Origin of the sequence: Bartonella sp. WD12.1 (genome assembly GCF_002022415.1) — a bacterium.
Classification (GTDB): domain Bacteria; phylum Pseudomonadota; class Alphaproteobacteria; order Rhizobiales; family Rhizobiaceae; genus Bartonella.
The window spans coordinates 1,108,325-1,127,098 of the sequence record NZ_MUBG01000001.1 but is presented as its reverse complement, the minus strand read 5'-3'; the positions used below and the strand labels follow the sequence as shown (position 1 = coordinate 1,127,098).

Sequence of the window (18,774 nt, the reverse complement as noted above, 5' to 3'; positions counted from 1 at the left end):
TCTAGCATTTGTATAGAGAGGAAAGAGTGTGGTCCCTGTCACACGTGAAGCTATTCGTGAAGAACTGCGTAAAGTTAAAGGACCAAATTTTGAAAGCGATATTGTATCGCTTGGGTTGCTTTCAGAAATATTCATTACAGGTGGTAAGGTTTTCTTTTCCATTACGGTTCCCCGTGAACGTGCACAAGAATTAGAACCATTACGCCGCGCTGCTGAAAAAGTGGTATATGCTATGGATGGAGTTGAAGCAGTTGTTGTCACGCTTACGGAAGAAAAACAATCACCAACACTTTCTCAAACACACAAAAATGCAGCTTTTTCTGCACAGAAACGTAAAGCAAATACATTACCTATGAAAATGCCAATAGAAAATGTACGGCATATCATTGCTGTTGCCTCTGGAAAGGGAGGAGTTGGCAAATCCACAATGGCAATAAATATTGCTTTAGCCTTACAGGATGCTGGTTTTAAAACAGGTTTGATGGATGCAGATATCTATGGTCCATCTTTGCCACGTTTGACAGGGCTTGTAAATCAAAAACCACAATTGATTGATGGCAAAAAAATTCAACCTCTTGAAAAGTTTGGCCTTAAATTAATGTCGATGGGCTTTTTAGTTGAAGAGGAAAAACCAATCGTATGGCGTGGTCCTATGGTGATGGCAGCTGTAACCCAATTACTAAGGGATGTTTTATGGGGGCCTCTCGATGTTTTGGTAGTTGATATGCCACCTGGAACAGGAGATGCACAATTAACACTAGCTCAACAAGTGCCGTTAACAGGTGCGTTGATTGTTTCTACTCCGCAAGATCTTGCTTTAGTTGATGCACGCAAAGCTGTGGAAATGTTTACAAAAGTCAAGGTTTGTATTCTGGGGCTTATTGAAAATATGAGCTACTTTATTGCACCTGATACAGGAAAACGCTATGATATTTTTGGTCATGGCACTGTGCGTACAGAAGCAGAAAACCGAGATATTCCTTTCTTGGCAGAAGTGCCACTCGATGCAACTTTTCGATTTTCTTCAGATGACGGAGTGCCAATTTTTATCGCTGAACCGGAAGGTCGGCATGCCAATCTTTACCGTGCAATTGTTCATCAAATAAAAGGAAGATTTTCTTAATTTCATTGTTTTTGAGTAAAGTCTCGCTTAAGGTGAAGTAATCCTAAAATATAAGGGAGTGTTTTAATGGTAAGTACGATGCGTGAACGTTTGATTGTGGGGTTAGACGTTCCGGATATTAAACAAGCAGAAAAATTGATTACGCAATTGGGTGATTGTGTTAGCTGGTATAAAATCGGTTATCAGTTGTTTTTTTCCGGTGGAATGGAATTAGCCAAAGACCTTATTCAAGCGCAAAAAAAAGTATTTTTCGATATGAAATTGTTAGATATCGATCATACAGTTGCTAGAGCTGTAGAAAATATTGCAAAATTAGGTGTTTCAATGCTGACGATTCATGCATATCCAACAGCAATGAAAGCAGCTGTTGCAGTGGCTAAAGGAAGTGATTTATGTTTACTGGGGGTAACAGTTTTAACATCAATGGATGAAGTCGATTTAAAAAATGCTGGTTATAAAGACACTCCCCAAAAATTAGTGCTCAAAAGAGCTGAGCAAGCGCGAGAAATAGGAATGGGTGGCATTGTTGCTTCAGCACTTGAAGCGCAAGCTTTGCGAAGAGTAATTGGAAGTGATATGGCATTAGTAACGCCAGGGATTCGCCCTCAGGGGAGCGATAAGAATGATCAAAACGAGTCATGACACCAAGAAAAGCGTTGGATTCTGGTGCAAGTCATCTTGTTGTGGCGCGGCCTATTATTCAAGCTATTGATCCTTTAGCTGCAACAAAGAAAATTTTAGCAGAAATGTCTGACAATTGTTCATGAGACTATTGCTAAAGTTTTGAAGAGAAAGCACTGGATATGCAGAAGAGTGTGAGTGAAAAAGTATATTTTATAGGTTCTCATGCTTTTTGTGCACCAGTTATAGAACCAGCGCTTTATTTAGTGGCAACACCTATCGGAAATCTTGCAGATATAACTATCCGTGCTTTGCAAGTCCTTGCACAAGTTGATATCTTAGCTTGTGAAGATACGCGAGTAACACGTGTTCTGTTAGAACATTACGGTATTCAGAAAAAAACATTTCTTTATCATGAGTATAACGCACAAAAAGCAGGAGTGAAATTACTAGAAGCTTTGGCAGAAAATAAAACAGTAGCCCTTGTGTCAGACGCTGGGACACCACTTATTTCTGATCCAGGATTTAAATTAGTAAAAGAGGCGCGTAAAGCTGGTTACAAAATCGTTCCAATTCCTGGTGCGTCAGCTCTTTTAGCTTCTATTGTAACAACAGGGTTTCCTACAGATAGTTTTTTCTTTGCAGGTTTTTTAAGTGCGAAGAAAATGCAACGCCAAAAACGACTGGAACAATTAAAATCGATACCTACGACCTTAGTGTTCTATGAATCGCCTCACCGTCTTGTAGAAACTTTGCAAGATATGGTTACTATTTTCACAGCTGACCGGTCAGCTGCAATATGTCGTGAATTAACAAAAAAGTTTGAAACAATAGATGTTTCCAATTTAGGAAATTTGGTTGAAAAATATGAAAAACAAACTCGTGTCCGTGGAGAAATTGTTATACTCGTTGGAGAAGCAACAGCATCTTTACAGCAAATGAGTACTCAAGAAATCGATGCGATGTTACTAGAGTTGCTTAGTATATATCCTGCAGCGAAAGCGGCTGCTTTAGTTGCAAAAAAAACAGGTTTGAAAAAACAAGAACTTTTCCAACGATCAACTCTTTTAAAGGGAGGATAGGATTATGCAAAAAAAGCATAAACAAAAATCTTTCTATAAAGGTATTCGAGCGGAAAAGTGGGCAGCTTGGTGGTTACGTTTGAAAGGATTTCATATTGCTGAAATGCGTTTCAAAACAAAATGTGGTGAAATTGATTTAATTGCACGGCGTGGAAATCTTGTTTTAATTGTTGAGGTAAAAGCACGTTCAACATTAACTGAAACAATGACTGCAGTTTGTCAGGTAAATGAAAAACGTATTATATCGGCAGCTAATGTTTGGTTAGCACAGCAAAAAGATTACTCTCTTTTATGTATACGTTTTGACCTAATTGCAATTTTACCGTGGTGTTGGCCACATCATATTCCGGCATTTATTGAGTCTCATAGATAAACTTTCTATACCGTTTATTGTATCAGCTAAAAATATTTTGGATTGATTATTCTCCCTATTTATATGTTGCTCTTGTTATTAATTTTTATACGCGGATAAAATCCATTAACTGAGTGAAGCAATTACGCTAAGTGGCAAGATGCATATCTTAACTTTGGAATAATGCTATACAGAAATCATATTTTGCTTTATCTAGATTTTACAGAGAAACAATGGCCTTAATTTATGTTGAGGGTGGCCTACTAAAGTCTTTAAGGATATTTATTACCAACTATTCGTGAATCAATAACAGTAAAGTATGTTAAGAGCTGATTTGAGATCCACTTTAAATTGTGAAAATGAGGAGAGACATGAAAATTGGCTTTTTGGGAACGGGTACAATTAGCGCTGCAATGATTGATGGTTTAATGGCTAGCACTTTTGAGGTGCATTCAATTATTGTTTCACCACGCAACACACAAATAGCACAGCGTCTTTCCCGTGATTATGATAAAGTCACAATTGCTGAAAATAACCAAGCATTGCTAGATAGTAGTGATTGTGTTTTCCTTTGTCTGCGCAATCAAGTTGCTGAAGAGATATTGCGCCCTCTTCGTTTTCACCCAGAACAACTTGTTGTTTCTGTACTTGCAATGGCTAGAGCAGCAGATATTGAGAAATGGATAAACCATAAAGTTTATCGTGCTATTCCTCTTCCTTTTGTAGCAAAATGCAAAAATTTAACACCAATCTATCCGGATCATCCATTTTTACGTACTATGTTTGATAAATTAGGTGGCACATTGGCGCTTGAAAGTGAAGATCAGTTTAATCTTTTCATGACAGCTGGGTCACTTATGGGAGTGTACTTTAATTTTATAGAAACAGTACACCAATGGTTAGTGATACAAGGAATAGAAAAACCTCAGTCAGTAAATTTCCTTAGCACGATGTTTGGAAATCTTGCTGATGAAATGCGCAAAACAACAAAAGCGCATCGTTCAGCACCTATTGATTTCGCAATTCTTGAGAGAGAATTCTCAACTAAGGGAGGAACAAATGAACTTTTATCAAATTATTTTTCTAACCAAGGCGGGCGGGCTGCTTTAATAACGGCCCTTGAAACTACTTTGCAAAAAATTGAAGTTTTATCCACAGACCAAAAAAATGCTTGAACAATATTTTTTAGTCTGATAGCACTACAAAAAGTGATAGGCCAAATTTATCTGGCAGACATGATGTCGCTCTATCATTAGCTATAAAAATAGCATGTCCCTTTTTAATTGTTTTTCGTTATAGGGACGAGATTATGGGTTCAAGTATACTTACTAACAGATCTGCAATGACTGCATTGCAGACGTTGCGTACCATTGATTCTAATTTAGATAAATCAAAAGACCGTGTTTCAACAGGTTTGCGTATCAACAGTGCTGCTGATAACACAGCTTACTGGTCTATTTCATCAATGATGAGACACGACAGTAACACAATGAGTGCTGTTATTGATGCCATTAACTTGGGTAAAGAGCAGGTAAGCATTGCTGCCACAGCTGTTGATCTGACTAAAGAAGCACTTGATGATATCCAAAAGTCAATGATTTCTGTTCATGAAAAGAGCGGTGGTGATATTGCTAAACTTCAAGAGTCGATGAAAGCAAATATGACAAATATTTCGAATGCAGTTCAGTCTGCTTCGTTTGGTGGTAAAAACATGCTTTCCAGTGGTGGTCAAACTGTTGGCATAGCTGCTGGTTATCGTCGTGAAGGTGCAGCTGTTTATGTTGACATGGTTGAAGTTGGTGGTCGTGAGTTGAATTTTGGTGTTCTCGGTGAGGATGGCACCATTGATATGACTGGCGGTGTTTTTCAGAGAATCTTCGGACCAGCACCAGCAGCAGGAGATGATTCTAGAGAAGAGAAAACAAAATTTGATGAGGCTCTTGAGACTTTCTATGAAGCAGAAAAAACCTACAAAGAGTTAGAAGATGCTGTTGCAGAAGCAAAAGCTGCATTGGCTGCTGATCCTTTGGATGAAGAAAAGAAGACAACATTAAAAGAAGCTGTAGAAGCTCTAGAAGGTGGTGAAGAAGCTTGGGGAGAAGCGAAAGCTGCTTTTAAAGAAGTAACTGATCAGATTACCTTAGCTGAATTCACTGAAATGTTTGGGGTTGATAAATTGTCTGCAGAAGCACAGCATATCCTTCTAGGTAGCCTTCAGAATACAGTGCGTGATGCTGTTGATGTAACTCTTACTGCTGGTGCTAAGATTGGTTCTGCAGTTAACTTAGTGAATATCCAGCTCGACTTTGTTAAAAGATTGCTAGACAATGTTGATGCAGGGATTGGCTCAATGGTTGATGCTGACATGAATGCAGAATCTGCAAAATTGTCTGCTTTGCAAGTTCAGCAACAGCTTGGTATTCAGGCTCTTTCTATTGCAAACCAAAGTAGTCAGAATATCTTATCTTTGTTCCGTAATTAATTTTATAGAGTTTTTACGTGAAAAAGGCTGCGCACCTGCATGGCCTTTTTTATTAACTGCTCAAATAATGAGTATACGCTTAGTTTTTCTAATAAGAGCAGTCTAACTTAGCTGATTTAAACATGGGTTAAGGGGGGTAAGGTCAAACGTGCCTTATAAGCGTCAGTATGTAGATCACAATTTTTAGCTGAATTTTTTAGAATATAGGGGTTTTAGTTTTTGGCGAAAAAGGTAATAAGACGCTAATTACATATTTGGGTAAAAAGGTCCTTCGCTTCCTTGCGGACAAGTCCAATTGATATTTTGGTTAGGATCTTTAATATCACATGTTTTACAATGGATGCAGTTTGAGGCGTTAATGATATAAATTTTATGATCATTATGGTCTAGCCATTCATAGACACAAGCGGGGCAATAGCGTGTAGAAGGTCCCCCATAGATTGCATATTCAGAGTTCTTGTGTTTTTCCAGTGAGGCTATTTTTAAATGGCAAGGTTGATTTTCCGTATGATGCGTATTGGAAAGTGCTACACTGGAAAGGCAATCAAAAGTCACAATACCATCTGGTTTGGAGTAAGCTATAGGTTGAAATTTTTCTGCTGGTTCCAAATATGCATAATCTGGTTTTCCATGAGGAAGTGTTCTAAATAAAGAAAAGCCAAAAATCTGTTGCCACCACATATCAAATATAGCAAGTTTAATTCCGTATTTTGTACCATATTTTGCCCAGAGAGGCTTAACATTACGTGCTATATAAAGATCTTTTCCAATAGGACCTTTGCGCCAATGATCTTCGATCTCTTTGACTTCATCATGGGCACGACTTTGAGCAAGGGCGTCAGCTATTTTGTCAGCTGCCAGTATACCGGATAATATGGCATTATGTGAGCCTTTGATACGAGGTACATTAACAAAGCCAGCAGAACATCCAATCAGTGCACCACCAGGAAAGGTGAGTTTTGGTACAGATTGCCAGCCACCTTCGCTGATGACACGTGCACCATAAGCAAGGCGCTTTGCACCCTTTAAAAGTTCATACAGTTTGGGGTGTGTTTTGAAACGTTGAAATTCTTCAAAAGGAGAGAGATAAGGATTTTTATAATCCAAGTGTACAACAAGGCCAACAGAAATCAAATTGTCTTCTTGATGATAAAGAAAACCTCCACCACCAGTGTTATTATCCAATGGCCAGCCGATGAAATGCTGAACTAAACCAGGTTTATGCTTTAAGGAATCAACTTCCCAAAGTTCTTTAAGACCAAGACCAAATTTTTGTGGTTCACGGTCCTTGCTAAGATCGAATTTTTGTATGAGTTGTTTAGCAATTGAGCCACGTGCTCCTTCTGCAATGAGGGTATATTTTGCTAGTAAAGCCATGCCAGGAATATAATTTTTTCCAGGTGTTCCCTCTTTTTCAATGCCCATATCACCTGTAAGGACACCAATAACAGCTCCTTTATCATTATAAATGACCTGAGATATAGCAAATCCGGGATAAATTTCAACACCAAGCGCTTCGGCTTTTTTACTTAACCAACGGCAAACACTCCCCAGTGAAATGATATAACAACCATCATTTGATAAGATTTTTGGGAGAAAAATATTAGGTAATACTTTAGTGCTCTTTGGCTTCAGTAGAAAAAATTGATCGCTAGTAACAGGTGTTTTGAAAGGGTGATTTTGTTCATTTTGCCATTCTGGTAAAAGTGTATTTATGCCGATAGGATCAACCACTGCACCTGATAAAATGTGAGCACCGATTTCGGGGCTTTTTTCGAGAATTACAATAGAAAGCTTGGGGTTGTTTTGTTTCAAACGAATTGCGGCAGAAAGGCCTGCAGGTCCTGCTCCTACAATGACTACATCAAATTCCATACTTTCACGTTGGTGATGTGTAGATACATTCATAATAAAGCTTTCTCTAACTCAGGAATGATGTGGTGAAGATCACCGACGAGGGCGTAATCAGCAATATGCATGATAGGGGCTTCTTCATCTTTATTAATAGCCACAATGATTTGTGCATCCATTATTCCTGCTAAATGCTGAATGGCACCAGAGATGCCTATAGCAATATAGAGTTGAGGAGCAACGATTTTTCCTGTTTGTCCAATTTGCCAATCATTTGGAGCATAACCTGCATCAACTGCCGCACGGCTAGCACCCACCGCAGCTCCTAATTTGTTTGCGAGCGGTAAAAGTAGTTCCATAAATTTTTCTTGTGAGCCAAATCCACGTCCACCTGCTACAATAATTTGTGCTGATGTAAGGTTGGGGCGATCACTTTTGTTGGCCTCTTCTGTTACGAAAGAAGAAAGGTTTGGGTTAGGAGCTGGTGTTATTGTTTTAATGGGAGCGGAATTTCCTTGGAGAGTTGGAGTGAAAGAGGCTGTACGCACTGTTATAACCTTTTGGCGGTCATTTGCACGCACAGTTTCAATGGCATTACCTGCGTAAATTGGTCGTTTAAAGGTATCAGATGAGACAACGGCAATAATATCTGAAATTTGCATAAGGTCAAGGAAAGCAGCTACGCGCGGCATTACACTTTTGCCAATACTTGTAGAAGCTGCCATGATTACATCATAGTTATTGGCAAGTTCAACAATTGTTGCTGCTACAGGTTCAGCTAATTGATGTGCTAGGTAATCAGCTTCAGCAACAAGTATTTGCCGGACACCAGCTAATTGGGCACTATTTTCTGCAATCGCTTGAACCTTTGTTCCACAGACTAAAATATCAACATCATTACCAATTAAATGAGCTGCAGTGAGTGCTTTTGCAGTCTCTTCTGACAAGGAATGGTTATTATGTTCGGCCAATAAGAGAATTGCCATAAGTTATTGCCTTTTTATGCATTGTTACTTTTGATTATCTATTATTGTATTTTAAATACAACTTGTTTTTTTAAGTGCACTAACAAGCTCCGCTACATTTGCTACTGTAACTCCTGCTTGACGGGATTGAGGTTCTTCAATGTTAAGCACTGTTAAACGCGCTCGTGTATCTATGCATAGATCAGAAAGCGCTTTTTGTTCAATAGGTTTCTTCTTAGCTTTTATAATATTAGGAAGAGAAGTATAACGCGGCTCATTTAATCGCAAATCAGTAGTCATAACAACAGGAAGAGGTAAGCAAATGGTTTGCGTACCACCATCTACTTCGCGAGTAATAATAGCTTGATGGTTTTCTATGTTTAGGTGTGAGGCAAATGTTGCTTGCCCCCAACCAAGCAGAGCTGCTAACATTTGTCCGGTTTGATTACTTTCATCATCAATTGCTTGTTTGCCTAAAAAAACCATATTTGGTTTTTCTTCAAGAATGATTGTTTTAAGAGTTTTTGCAATTGCTAAAGGCTCAAGCACTTCTTCAGTTTTGACAAGGATAGCACGATCAGCACCCATTGCAAGTCCTGTCCGTAAGGTTTCTTGTGCTTCTTCTGGCCCAATTGAAACAAGAACAACTTCTGAGATTTTACCGGCTTCTTTTTGCCGAATAGCCTCTTCTACAGCGATTTCATCAAAAGGGTTCATAGACATTTTTACATGGGATAGATCAACACCTGTGCCATCGGGTTTAACACGTATTTTGATATTATAATCAACAACACGTTTGACAGCGACAATTATTTTCATAATGATCCTCTTTAATTTATATAGTCACTATTTTATAATAATAACCACAAGAAACCAAATCATTTAAGATTGATGCCAACAAGTTGGTTTAAAAAAACATTGCTATAAAGATATAAGCCTTTGGTCAATGGTAAGAACAGGTCAGTTAGGTGTTGTGTTAGAATTGAATGGGGTGAAAATTAGTAACATTTCTATTAATTTTATTAGTTAACTTTGTTCTTATATTATTATTTCAATTTCTCTTAGTCGTTTTAAAGCTCTATTTACTAAAATGAGCCACACTCTCTATTATAAGTATGATTTCTTGAAAAAGATGAAAAGGGATACATCTGTGAATATGAAACGTCATGTTATAAACCCGGTTGTACATAATCAACTTTCTACTTTTGTTGTTGAACAAAAGCAGAAAACGAAAAAGCATGCCGAGATAACTATGTCCGATATTGCTACTAAGTTGCGCTACGTTTACACACAAATGCAGATAAAAAAAGTGCCCAATCAATTAATTATGCAGAGCTTTGTAGATAATAGTATTAAATCTTATTTAGATACAATTAGCCGGGCAATTTTAGCTGAGCATTCTGCACGTAATCAAGCGCAAAAAAAGCTGTTTGAACGTTTGGAACAGATAGAAAGACTTGTTCAAAAACTGCTTCATGAAAAGAAAAGTTTACAAGAAACTGTCATGAAGCAACATGTTCCTCATGCACAATCAATTAATTCTGTTGTGCGTCATCTTGCTCATATGACATGTGAAGAAAACTAAACATTTCGGGCATCAAGAGAGACTCAATTTTCCGGGAAATAGTCAATTGAATCTACCTTAACAAAGTCAGTTTTAGTTCTTTACCAATAAAAGCTATAGAACATTTCTTAATAAAATTCTGTAAGTTTTTTCAAAAGGGGAAGTCTTTTTGATATTCAATTATCTAGTTGTTTAGTTAAAACCTCTTGATATGTACTTTTTTAAAAAAGGTCTTTAAGATCTTCTTTTCGTAACAAAGCTTTTATGGAAATTTGTTTTTTAAAAAGAAAGCTTCCTTAAAGTGTTTTATTTTCTACGAAAGATGCGTAAAAAAAGAAAAACAGGCATAACAATTGCTGCACCAGCTAAGGTCACATGGAAGAGGTTTACAAAAGTCATAAACCCTGTTTCCCATAGAGATTGAAGGAAGTCTATTATTTCCCAAATAAGATCAATAGGTGTCCACCCTAGGATGTTTATCGCAATTCCAGTGAAAAATGAAAGGATAAGCAGTTTTACAGCAATACGTCCTGGTGTACCACCAAGAAATGAATGAAGAGAATTGTGTGATTTTTTTCTATTTTTCATTTTGACGTGACTTCAAATATAATACTAAACTATGTATGTAGTGTAAATGATATACACATAATGGGGGAGGAAGACAGATTTTATCGTTATTTTGCTCTTTGTTTTTTAGGTTTTGCTCTCAAATTTTACATCCTTAAATACTTGTGTAACATTTGAGCTGTTTTTTTGAACTGCTTTCATGTTTAATTGGCAATTGTTGTAATATTTTCATAGGAATTTCTCATTGTTTGCTTGATGTTATTTAATTTTTAGATTTCATCAGGCATTATTGGTAATTATTACCAATAATTTTCACCTCTTGGATGATGGTGAGCATTTCTCAATACAATGTTGTTGTGGAAGCGTTAATATGTTGTGCATAGAATATGTTTCAAGAGATTCCGCTTTATAGAGATACTATTCATCTTCATAAAGATGTATTTATGTTACAGTTTGAGTTGAGTGTTTTTAAGGTTAAGAGAGTTGAAAAATACGATGGATTTATTTAGTCCAAAACCGGTGGCAACAAATGTAGCAGAATTTAGTGTTTCTGAAATATCAGGTGCTTTAAAGCGCATTATTGAGGACAAATTTGCTTATATACGGGTACGGGGGGAGATATCTGGTTATCGTGGTGTTCATGCTTCAGGTCATGCGTATTTTGCCTTAAAAGATGATAAAGCTCGGTTAGAGGCTGTTATTTGGCGAAGCGTAATGGAAAAGCTTAAATTTCCTCCTGAAGAAGGGATGGAAGTGATCGCTGTCGGCAAACTTACTACTTATCCAGGTTCATCAAAATATCAAATAGTCATTGATGCTCTTGAGCCAACAGGGGTTGGTGCTTTAATGACACTTTTAGAAAATCGTAAGAAAAAGCTTGCAGGTGAAGGCTTGTTTGATGAAGCAAAAAAGAAGCCACTGCCTTATATGCCTCAAATTATAGGGGTTGTGACATCACCGACGGGAGCTGTTATTCACGATATTATTCATCGTATATCAGATCGTTTTCCTTTGCATATTTTAGTTTGGCCTGTAAGAGTTCAGGGAGAAACGAGTGGTCGAGAAGTAGCTTGTGCTATTGAGGGGTTTAACGCCCTACCTTTAGGTGGTGTTTTATTTAAGCCTGATCTTATTATTGTAGCACGCGGGGGAGGGAGTTTAGAAGATTTATGGGGTTTTAATGATGAAGCGGTGGTTCGTGCTGTTCATGCATCGACTATTCCTGTTATTTCTGCAGTTGGGCATGAAACAGACTGGACTTTAATTGATTATGCTGCTGATTGGCGGGCACCAACCCCTACGGGAGCAGCAGAAAGAGCTGTTCCTGTTAAAGTTGATCTTGAAGTACAATTAGCGTCATTTGGTGCACGTCTTCGTGCGGGATTGACACGTTATTTTAGTTTTCATCAACAAAAATTGCGTGCTGTTTCACGAGGTTTACTTACTGCTGATCAATTACTCGCTTTGCCACGTCGTGGTTTTGATGAAATTTCAAGCCGGTTGCAACGGGCTCTTTGTATAAGCTACGAGAAAAAACTTTTTTATTTTAGTGCTCTTAATGTTCGGTTTTCTCCGCGTTTGCTAAATAGTGAGAAAGCACGATATAATGTAAAAGGATATACGATACATCTTCGTCGTGCTTTCTCACGCAATGTTGAAAAACAACGTGCTCAGGCAGAGATGGCATTTAGGCTTTTAAAAAGCACTTCTTACCAGAATATTTTAGAACGGGGTTTTGTTTTGGCATTAGGTCAAGATAATAAGCCGGTTAAACGATTAGTGCAATTGCCTAAAACAGGTCAGATGAATTTACGTTTTTTTGATGGTGAAGTTAGCGTTTCAACACTTAATCGTGCTTCAAAAAACAAACGGATAAAACAGCAAAAAAATGATCAAGGAACACTCTTCTGATGCGGTAGATTCTGTACTCAATGAAGGACTTTTGATGGGGGTGGATGGAAAAGTTCGTTGTTTTTGGGCAGGAACTGATCCGCTTTATTGCGCTTATCATGATCATGAATGGGGAAAACCAGTTTTTGATGATCTGCGTTTATTTGAAAAAATCTGTCTTGAAGGTTTTCAGGCGGGGCTTTCTTGGTTAACAATTTTAAAAAAAATTTCCAATTTTCGCAGTGCTTTTGATAACTTTGATTTTGAAAAGATCGTTCATTATGATGAAGCCAAAATTAAAATGTTAATGCAAGATAAGGGTATTGTTCGCCATCATGGGAAAATCCGATCGGTGGTTAATAATGCTTTTAGGGCACAAGAAATTATAGCAGAACAGAGCAGTTTATCCCACTATTTTTGGTCTTTTCAACCACCGCTGTCTGAGCGTCCTAAAAAGGTAGATTTTCAAATGTGGCAGGACAATCCTGTAACAGCCGCTTCTATTCGTCTTTCTACAGATTTGAAAAAACGTGGTTGGACATTTGTTGGTCCCACTACTTGTTATGCTTTTATGCAGGCAGTAGGCATAGTTAATGATCATCTTGAAGGGTGTTTTTGTCGGTGAATCTGCGAAGATTTATTTTAGCTAACCTTATTTGTTTCTTAATTATAAACGATCATGACAAACTAAAATACGTATCTAGAAAAAAGGTACATGCATTATATAGAGATTGATTATTGATATATTGACGCTTTAAATGGCAATTTTATTGTGCGCTTATTAAGTGGAAAATACTTTAAGCTTAACAGATTTCATCTTCTCTATTTTAAATCAAAATCCAGCGTTTAACTGCTAAAAATATAAAGCAAATTGAAACATTGGAGCAAGTTGTTTGGGTATACTTAAAGGTAAAATAGTATGCAAGAATATTTTTTTGTATTTTACTGATTACCCAATTTTATTTCAAGCTAACACAACAGAAGTAGACATGCGCTTTTAAAATTAAATGTATTTAATAATATGATTATTTTTAGAAGCTTACGCATGTGCTTTTGATAAAGGTCCGTGATGTGAGAGAAATTGCTTTGCAAATTTTATATAATAATTTCACGTATTGTCGATAACCATGATAACCAGTTTAAGTTGAAATTAAAGTATTGTTTGAGAAGAATTTACAAGAATAGAAAAAACAAGATATTTATTTTTTAAGTGTGAATTCATAGAGCATACTTTTATAGTCCGTTTTAAAATCACAATATCAAAATCGTTGTATTATTAAAGAATGAGTTAAAGTAGTACGGCTGTATGTTTTTAAATGTAATTGAAAAATAAATTCAGTGCATAAAGAAGGAAATGATCGTCTAAAAGAATGTTCGCATTATATTTATTTGATATAAACTTTTACTAATTCAACTAAAATAGTTAACTTATAAAATAAGAGTTTAAGGGAAAGATCTATGAATATAAAAAAGAAGATGTTAAAAGGGAGCTGTTCTTTTGTTTCTGCTCTTATGGCTGTAGGTATGTTGTTGCAACAAGTGTCAGCAAAAACACCTGCTGATACAGTCGTGATGGCTTGGAATCTTGATGCGATTAATGCATTTGATCCTGCTCAAGTCAACGATTCTTATAGCAGTGAAATTATTCATAATATTTGTGATAGTTTGGTTGATACTGATCCAAGTGATGCAACCAAAATGGTTCCACATTTAGCAAAGAGTTGGAATGTTACAAGTGATGATCATAACACGGTGATTACTTTTCATTTGCGTGATAATTTAAAGTTTGCTGATGGTCGACCTGCCAGTGCTGGTGATCTTGTTTGGAGCATGAAGCGTGTTATTCAGTTGAATATGGCTAATGCGGCAACACTTAATGAATATGGTATTACAGCGCAAACGGTTGATTCTGCTATTTACGCGCCGGATGAGCAAACTGTGGTAATGAAATTTGATAAGCCTTATCCAGCGGAGCTTATTCTTAATAATATTGCTGCTAATCGTGTTGCTATGTTGCTCGATCGTGAAACGATTATGAAACACGAAAAAAATAATGATATGGGAAACCGCTATTTAGCAACTCATGCGGCTTGTGTTGGGCCCTATCAGTTGGTCAGTTGGCGCCCTGGAGAAGCTATTTTACTACGTTCTCATTCCAATTATTGGGGGAAAGCACCTAAGCTTAAACAAGTTTTAATTCGCCATGTTTCTGAATCTGGTACGCAACGCTTATTATTGCAAAAAAACGATGTTGATGTAGCACGTGACTTAACGCCTGAGGCTTTGGAAGATCTTGAAAAAACAACAGATATCAGGATTGAAAGAATATTACAGCCAGCTATGATGTATTGGGGTTTTAATATGACAAACCCTATTTTTGCTAATGAAAAAGTGCGTTTGGCCATGCGCTATCTTATTGATTATGACAATCTTGGTAAAACAGTTTTGAAAGGTATTGGTATTCCACGTTCTAGTTTTATACCTATAGGTGTTTTTGGTGCTTTGGATGAAAAAGAAGGATTGCCTTTCAAGCTTGATCTTCAAAAAGCTAAACAGCTTTTAGTCGATGCAGGTTATCCAAATGGGTTTGAGGCACATGTCATTGTGGGAGGGGCTCCTTATACTTTACCGATTATTCAGTCTATTCAAGATAATGCAGAAAAGGTGGGTGTGCACCTTAAAATTGAACGTGTAGCGGGTGCACAATTGTTTTCAAAAGTTTCTGCACGTGCTTTTGATACAGCCTTTTTAGGATGGGTTAATGAGTCTGCAGATCCTCATACGATGGCTTTGCGCATTGTTTATAATCCCGACAATCGTTTTGAGGCTAAAAATACGGCTTATCCTAGTTGGCAACAAGGATATTTTGATGCAAATATGAATCAGCAAGTTGAAGACGCTCTATTTGAAAAGGATTTAGAAAAACGAGCACAACGATATGCTGATTTGCAGCGTGAACTTATGCAAAAAGGGCCTTATGCTTTTCTGTTTCAAAAGTATAATACTATAGCTGTTTCACCTGTTATTAAAAAATGGGTTTGGAATAGTGCGCCACGTGTTTTCTATAGTTCAATTGAAAAATAAGCGTATTTTAGACAAATAGAAATATAAAGGGTGAATAGTTATAAGATTAGTAATGAGCAATAGCCCCTTGCATAAAAATGACTTTTAGTGATTTATACTACAAAACTGTAAGGGGTAGCTCATTCATAAAAGTTCAAATTATGTGTATTTGATCAATATTAACAACACGTAGTAAGTAATATTGCTTGGTACACTTGCTCATATATTATGGGTAATTTATAGCTTTAAATATGTGAAAAGAGACTAAGAGCATTTTTGAGTTTAAGTTGGATAAATAGAGTAGAGTGAGAGTACGTACACATAAATGTTTTGTAAGAAAAAAAGCTAATAAAGAAATCGTAATAACTTTATTTGGAAACAGTAAAACACTGTAAAAAAGGGGGATGAAAGGGAATTAAAAGTAATGCTAAAGAGTTTTGGTGCTTTATTAGGATTAATCGTTTTTTTTAGTAGTTTAATGCCAGTAGCGCTGAGTATGCCGCCTAAAAATACATTAGTAATGGCATGGAACATTGATTCAATCAGTAATTTTGATCCTGCTCAATCTGTTGAAATTGTAACAAGTGAATTATTGAGTAATATTTGTAGTTCTTTGGTCCAGTTTGATAAACATGATTCTACAAAAATTCGTCCTGCTATGGCTCGGTCTTGGGATGTTTTAGATAATGGAAAAAGAATTGTTTTCCATCTTCGTGATGATTTAAAATTTGATGATGGAAGGGTGGCAACTGCGAAAGATCTTTCTTGGTCAATGCAGCGAATCATTAAATTAAATCTGGGTTTTTCTCAATCTTTGGGAGATTTTGGATTTACTAAAGAAAATGTTGAAACCAATATTCAAGCTCTTGATGATACAACTTTACAGTTAAACTTTGATAAGCCTTATCCTGTTCATCTTATATTGGCTACAATTGGGCAAACTTATACTGCTGCTTTGCTTGATCGGAAAACACTTGAAATAAATAGTGTTAATGGTGATATGGGGAATAAGTATTTAGCTACTCATTCGGCTTGTGTTGGTCCTTATAAATTGGTTAGTTGGCTCCCCGGGGAGCGGGTTGTTTTACAAGCTACCCAACATTATTGGGGAGAAGAGCCAAAAATTAAACAAATTTTGGTACTTCATGTGGCTGAATCAACAAGCCAGAGATTACTTTTAGAAAAGGGTGATGTGGATATAGCACGTGACCTTTCTTCAGAAGATGTTTTAGACATTGAAAAACAAGGAGGGCCTATCAAGATTAATCGTATTTTGCGGCCACAATCTGTTTATCTATCGTTGAATAATAAAAGAGAAATTTTGGCTCATGAAAAAGTAAGATTGGCGCTGCGTTATCTTGTTGATTATGACAATCTTGGTAAAACAGTTTTGAAAGGTATTGCAATTCCTCGTGCAAGTTATATGCCGTTAGGTATGCCAGGCGCTTTGGATGAAAAAGAAGGAATGCCATTTGAATTGGATTTAAAAAAGGCAAAACAATTAATAAGTGAAGCAGGTTATCCAGATGGATTTAAAGCCAATCTTTTAATTGGTAGTCTTTCCTATATGTCATCTGTTGCACAGTCTATCCAGGAAAATGCGCGCAAAATCGGGATTGACCTTACAATTGAAAAAATGACACAAACTCAATTGTTAAGCCGCGTTCGTGGAGGAAATTATGACATTGCTATAATGGGGTGGCATACAACAATTCCCGATGGGCATTTATCTTCGATACGTCATGTTTTTAATCCTGATCCAACATTTACTCAAAAGCACAACATGTATTTGGCTTGGCGGGCTGGCTATTATGATGTAAAGGTTAATAAAATGATGATGGATGCTTTATCTGAGAAAGATCAAAATAAACGCTTTGAACAATATCGCAATTTGCAGCATTATATTCTTTATCATGGTCCTATGGCTTATTTATTTCAGACCTATTATATCATTGGTATGGGGCCTAAGGTCAAAAAATGGTTTTGGAATAGTTTTGAAATTCGCTATAGTGAAGCAGAAAAGTAAGTTGCAATTCTGTTACGAATAAGAGTCATATGAGTGTGCGAGTGCGATGTATTTTTATATGGCTAGAAAAGATCGCAAAGCATAGGTTTTATAAATGTGTGGGGAATTACCATAATGGTTTTATCGGATTCAAAAGCTGATGTGGCATTAACACAAAAGCAGAGAAATCTGCATGTATGGCCTTTTTTCTTTAGGTCATTTAAGCTGTTAATTTCGATATTAATTACATTATTTGGTTTAGTGACAATCACTTTTTTTATTGGTCGTCTTTTACCTTTAGACCCTGTCATTGCTATCCTGGGTGATAATGTTAGTCAGGAAGCTTATGATACAATGTTTTATAAATTAGGTCTCGATCAGCCATTGATTGTACAATATTGGAGTTATCTTCAAAATATTTTTCTGTTCGATTTGGGGGACGCTTTGACTTCTGGGCGTCCTGTTTTGGAAGATATTTTACGTGTATTTCCTGCAACGTTAGAGCTTGCAACGGTTGCTGTTATTATTGGCACAAGTTTGGGTATTCCTTTAGGGGTCTTTGCAGCAATGTATCGTAATTCATTTATTGATTATTTCGTTCGTGTTTTTACATTGATAAGTTATTCGACACCAGCTTTTTGGCTTGGATTGATGGCGTTATTAGTATTTTACGCTAAACTTGGTTGGATTGGTGGGCCAGGGCGTATTGATTTTCTTTATGAATATTCTTTTGAACCCAAAACAGGTTTATTTCTTTGGGATTCTGCTATGCAGGGTCAGTGGGAAGTTTTTGGCAACGTTTTTAGTCACATTATTATGCCTGCTTTAATTCTAGCTTTTGGTGCTATGGCTTATATTAGCCGTATGACTCGTGGGTTTATGATTGAACAGCTTAATCAGGAATATATTCTTACAGCACGTGTTAAAGGATTGTCATGGGCTCGAACAGTTTGGGGCCATGCTTTTCGTAATTCTGCTGTTCAGATTATTACTGTTGTTGGCCTTTCTTATGCGTTTTTGTTGGAAGGCGCTGTGTTGACAGAAACAGTTTTTGCTTGGCCTGGTTTCGGACGTTATTTAACTAATGCGCTTTTTGCAGGAGATATGAACGCAGTTGTAGGTTGTACGCTACTTATAGGATGTTTTTCTGTCGCTATTAATTTACTTTCTGATTTTCTTTATCAGCTTTTTGATCCAAGGACACGTTGA

General features: G+C 36.8%; 15 protein-coding genes and 1 pseudogene. 12 read left to right on the top strand and 4 right to left on the bottom strand.

Annotation, left to right across the window (positions count from 1 at the left end):
• Positions 1–28: 28 nt before the first annotated feature.
• The 6 genes and pseudogenes from BWD121_RS04995 (at position 29) to BWD121_RS08610 (ending at position 5,660) form a co-directional block, all read left to right on the top strand.
• A complete protein-coding gene (locus BWD121_RS04995) occupies positions 29–1,123 on the top strand; it encodes an Mrp/NBP35 family ATP-binding protein (protein WP_078663636.1) in 1,095 nt (364 codons plus the stop codon).
• 66 nt (positions 1,124–1,189) lie between these two features.
• Positions 1,190–1,890 (top strand): annotated as a pseudogene (pyrF, locus tag BWD121_RS04990) (orotidine-5'-phosphate decarboxylase).
• A 48-nt stretch (positions 1,891–1,938) separates the two neighbouring features.
• Positions 1,939–2,826 (top strand): 16S rRNA (cytidine(1402)-2'-O)-methyltransferase, encoded by an 888-nt coding sequence (rsmI, locus tag BWD121_RS04985; protein WP_078664076.1) that lies wholly within the window; start codon positions 1,939–1,941, stop codon positions 2,824–2,826.
• A gap of 4 nt (positions 2,827–2,830) precedes the next feature.
• The gene (locus BWD121_RS04980) at positions 2,831–3,199 is read left to right on the top strand and encodes a YraN family protein (protein ID WP_078663635.1); all 369 of its coding nucleotides are present in this window, start codon (positions 2,831–2,833) and stop codon (positions 3,197–3,199) included.
• A 350-nt stretch (positions 3,200–3,549) separates the two neighbouring features.
• On the top strand, positions 3,550–4,353 hold the full coding sequence (locus tag BWD121_RS04975; protein ID WP_078663634.1) for a pyrroline-5-carboxylate reductase: 804 nt from the start codon (positions 3,550–3,552) through the stop codon (positions 4,351–4,353).
• Between the two features lie 134 nt (positions 4,354–4,487).
• Positions 4,488–5,660, top strand: coding sequence for a flagellin (locus BWD121_RS08610; protein WP_078663633.1), 1,173 nt, complete (start codon positions 4,488–4,490; stop codon positions 5,658–5,660).
• A 246-nt stretch (positions 5,661–5,906) separates the two neighbouring features.
• On the opposite strand, the gene BWD121_RS04965 is transcribed toward BWD121_RS08610, so the two are convergent.
• Genes BWD121_RS04965 through BWD121_RS04955 form a run of 3 tightly spaced genes read right to left on the bottom strand, consistent with a single transcriptional unit; the run spans position 5,907 to position 9,295 of the window.
• Complete coding sequence (locus BWD121_RS04965; protein WP_078663632.1) at positions 5,907–7,568, bottom strand: electron transfer flavoprotein-ubiquinone oxidoreductase; 1,662 nt, start codon at positions 7,566–7,568, stop codon at positions 5,907–5,909.
• A complete protein-coding gene (locus BWD121_RS04960) occupies positions 7,565–8,497 on the bottom strand; it encodes an electron transfer flavoprotein subunit alpha/FixB family protein (RefSeq protein WP_078663631.1) in 933 nt (310 codons plus the stop codon). The genes BWD121_RS04965 and BWD121_RS04960 overlap by 4 nt, the downstream gene beginning before the upstream one ends.
• A gap of 51 nt (positions 8,498–8,548) precedes the next feature.
• Positions 8,549–9,295, bottom strand: coding sequence for an electron transfer flavoprotein subunit beta/FixA family protein (locus tag BWD121_RS04955; RefSeq protein WP_078663630.1), 747 nt, complete (start codon positions 9,293–9,295; stop codon positions 8,549–8,551).
• A 337-nt stretch (positions 9,296–9,632) separates the two neighbouring features.
• Between BWD121_RS04955 and BWD121_RS04950 the strand changes: the two genes are divergently transcribed.
• On the top strand, positions 9,633–10,061 hold the full coding sequence (locus BWD121_RS04950) for a hypothetical protein (protein ID WP_078663629.1): 429 nt from the start codon (positions 9,633–9,635) through the stop codon (positions 10,059–10,061).
• Positions 10,062–10,346: 285 nt separating this feature from the next.
• On the opposite strand, the gene BWD121_RS04945 is transcribed toward BWD121_RS04950, so the two are convergent.
• On the bottom strand, positions 10,347–10,628 hold the full coding sequence (locus BWD121_RS04945; protein ID WP_078663628.1) for a DUF6460 domain-containing protein: 282 nt from the start codon (positions 10,626–10,628) through the stop codon (positions 10,347–10,349).
• A 474-nt stretch (positions 10,629–11,102) separates the two neighbouring features.
• On the opposite strand from BWD121_RS04945, the gene xseA reads away from it, so the two are divergent.
• From xseA to BWD121_RS04920, 5 genes are all read left to right on the top strand, one after another.
• Positions 11,103–12,518 (top strand): exodeoxyribonuclease VII large subunit, encoded by a 1,416-nt coding sequence (xseA, locus tag BWD121_RS04940; RefSeq protein ID WP_078663627.1) that lies wholly within the window; start codon positions 11,103–11,105, stop codon positions 12,516–12,518.
• Positions 12,496–13,122 carry a DNA-3-methyladenine glycosylase I gene (locus BWD121_RS04935; RefSeq protein ID WP_078663626.1) on the top strand — a complete coding sequence of 209 codons (627 nt, stop codon included), beginning with the start codon at positions 12,496–12,498 and terminating at the stop codon, positions 13,120–13,122. The genes xseA and BWD121_RS04935 overlap by 23 nt, the downstream gene beginning before the upstream one ends.
• Before the next feature lie 833 nt (positions 13,123–13,955).
• Positions 13,956–15,581 carry an ABC transporter substrate-binding protein gene (locus BWD121_RS04930; RefSeq protein WP_078663625.1) on the top strand — a complete coding sequence of 542 codons (1,626 nt, stop codon included), beginning with the start codon at positions 13,956–13,958 and terminating at the stop codon, positions 15,579–15,581.
• A 403-nt stretch (positions 15,582–15,984) separates the two neighbouring features.
• Complete coding sequence (locus BWD121_RS04925) at positions 15,985–17,586, top strand: ABC transporter substrate-binding protein (RefSeq protein WP_078663624.1); 1,602 nt, start codon at positions 15,985–15,987, stop codon at positions 17,584–17,586.
• Positions 17,587–17,700: 114 nt separating this feature from the next.
• Positions 17,701–18,774, top strand: a complete 1,074-nt coding sequence (locus BWD121_RS04920) for an ABC transporter permease (protein ID WP_078663623.1) — start codon at positions 17,701–17,703, stop codon at positions 18,772–18,774.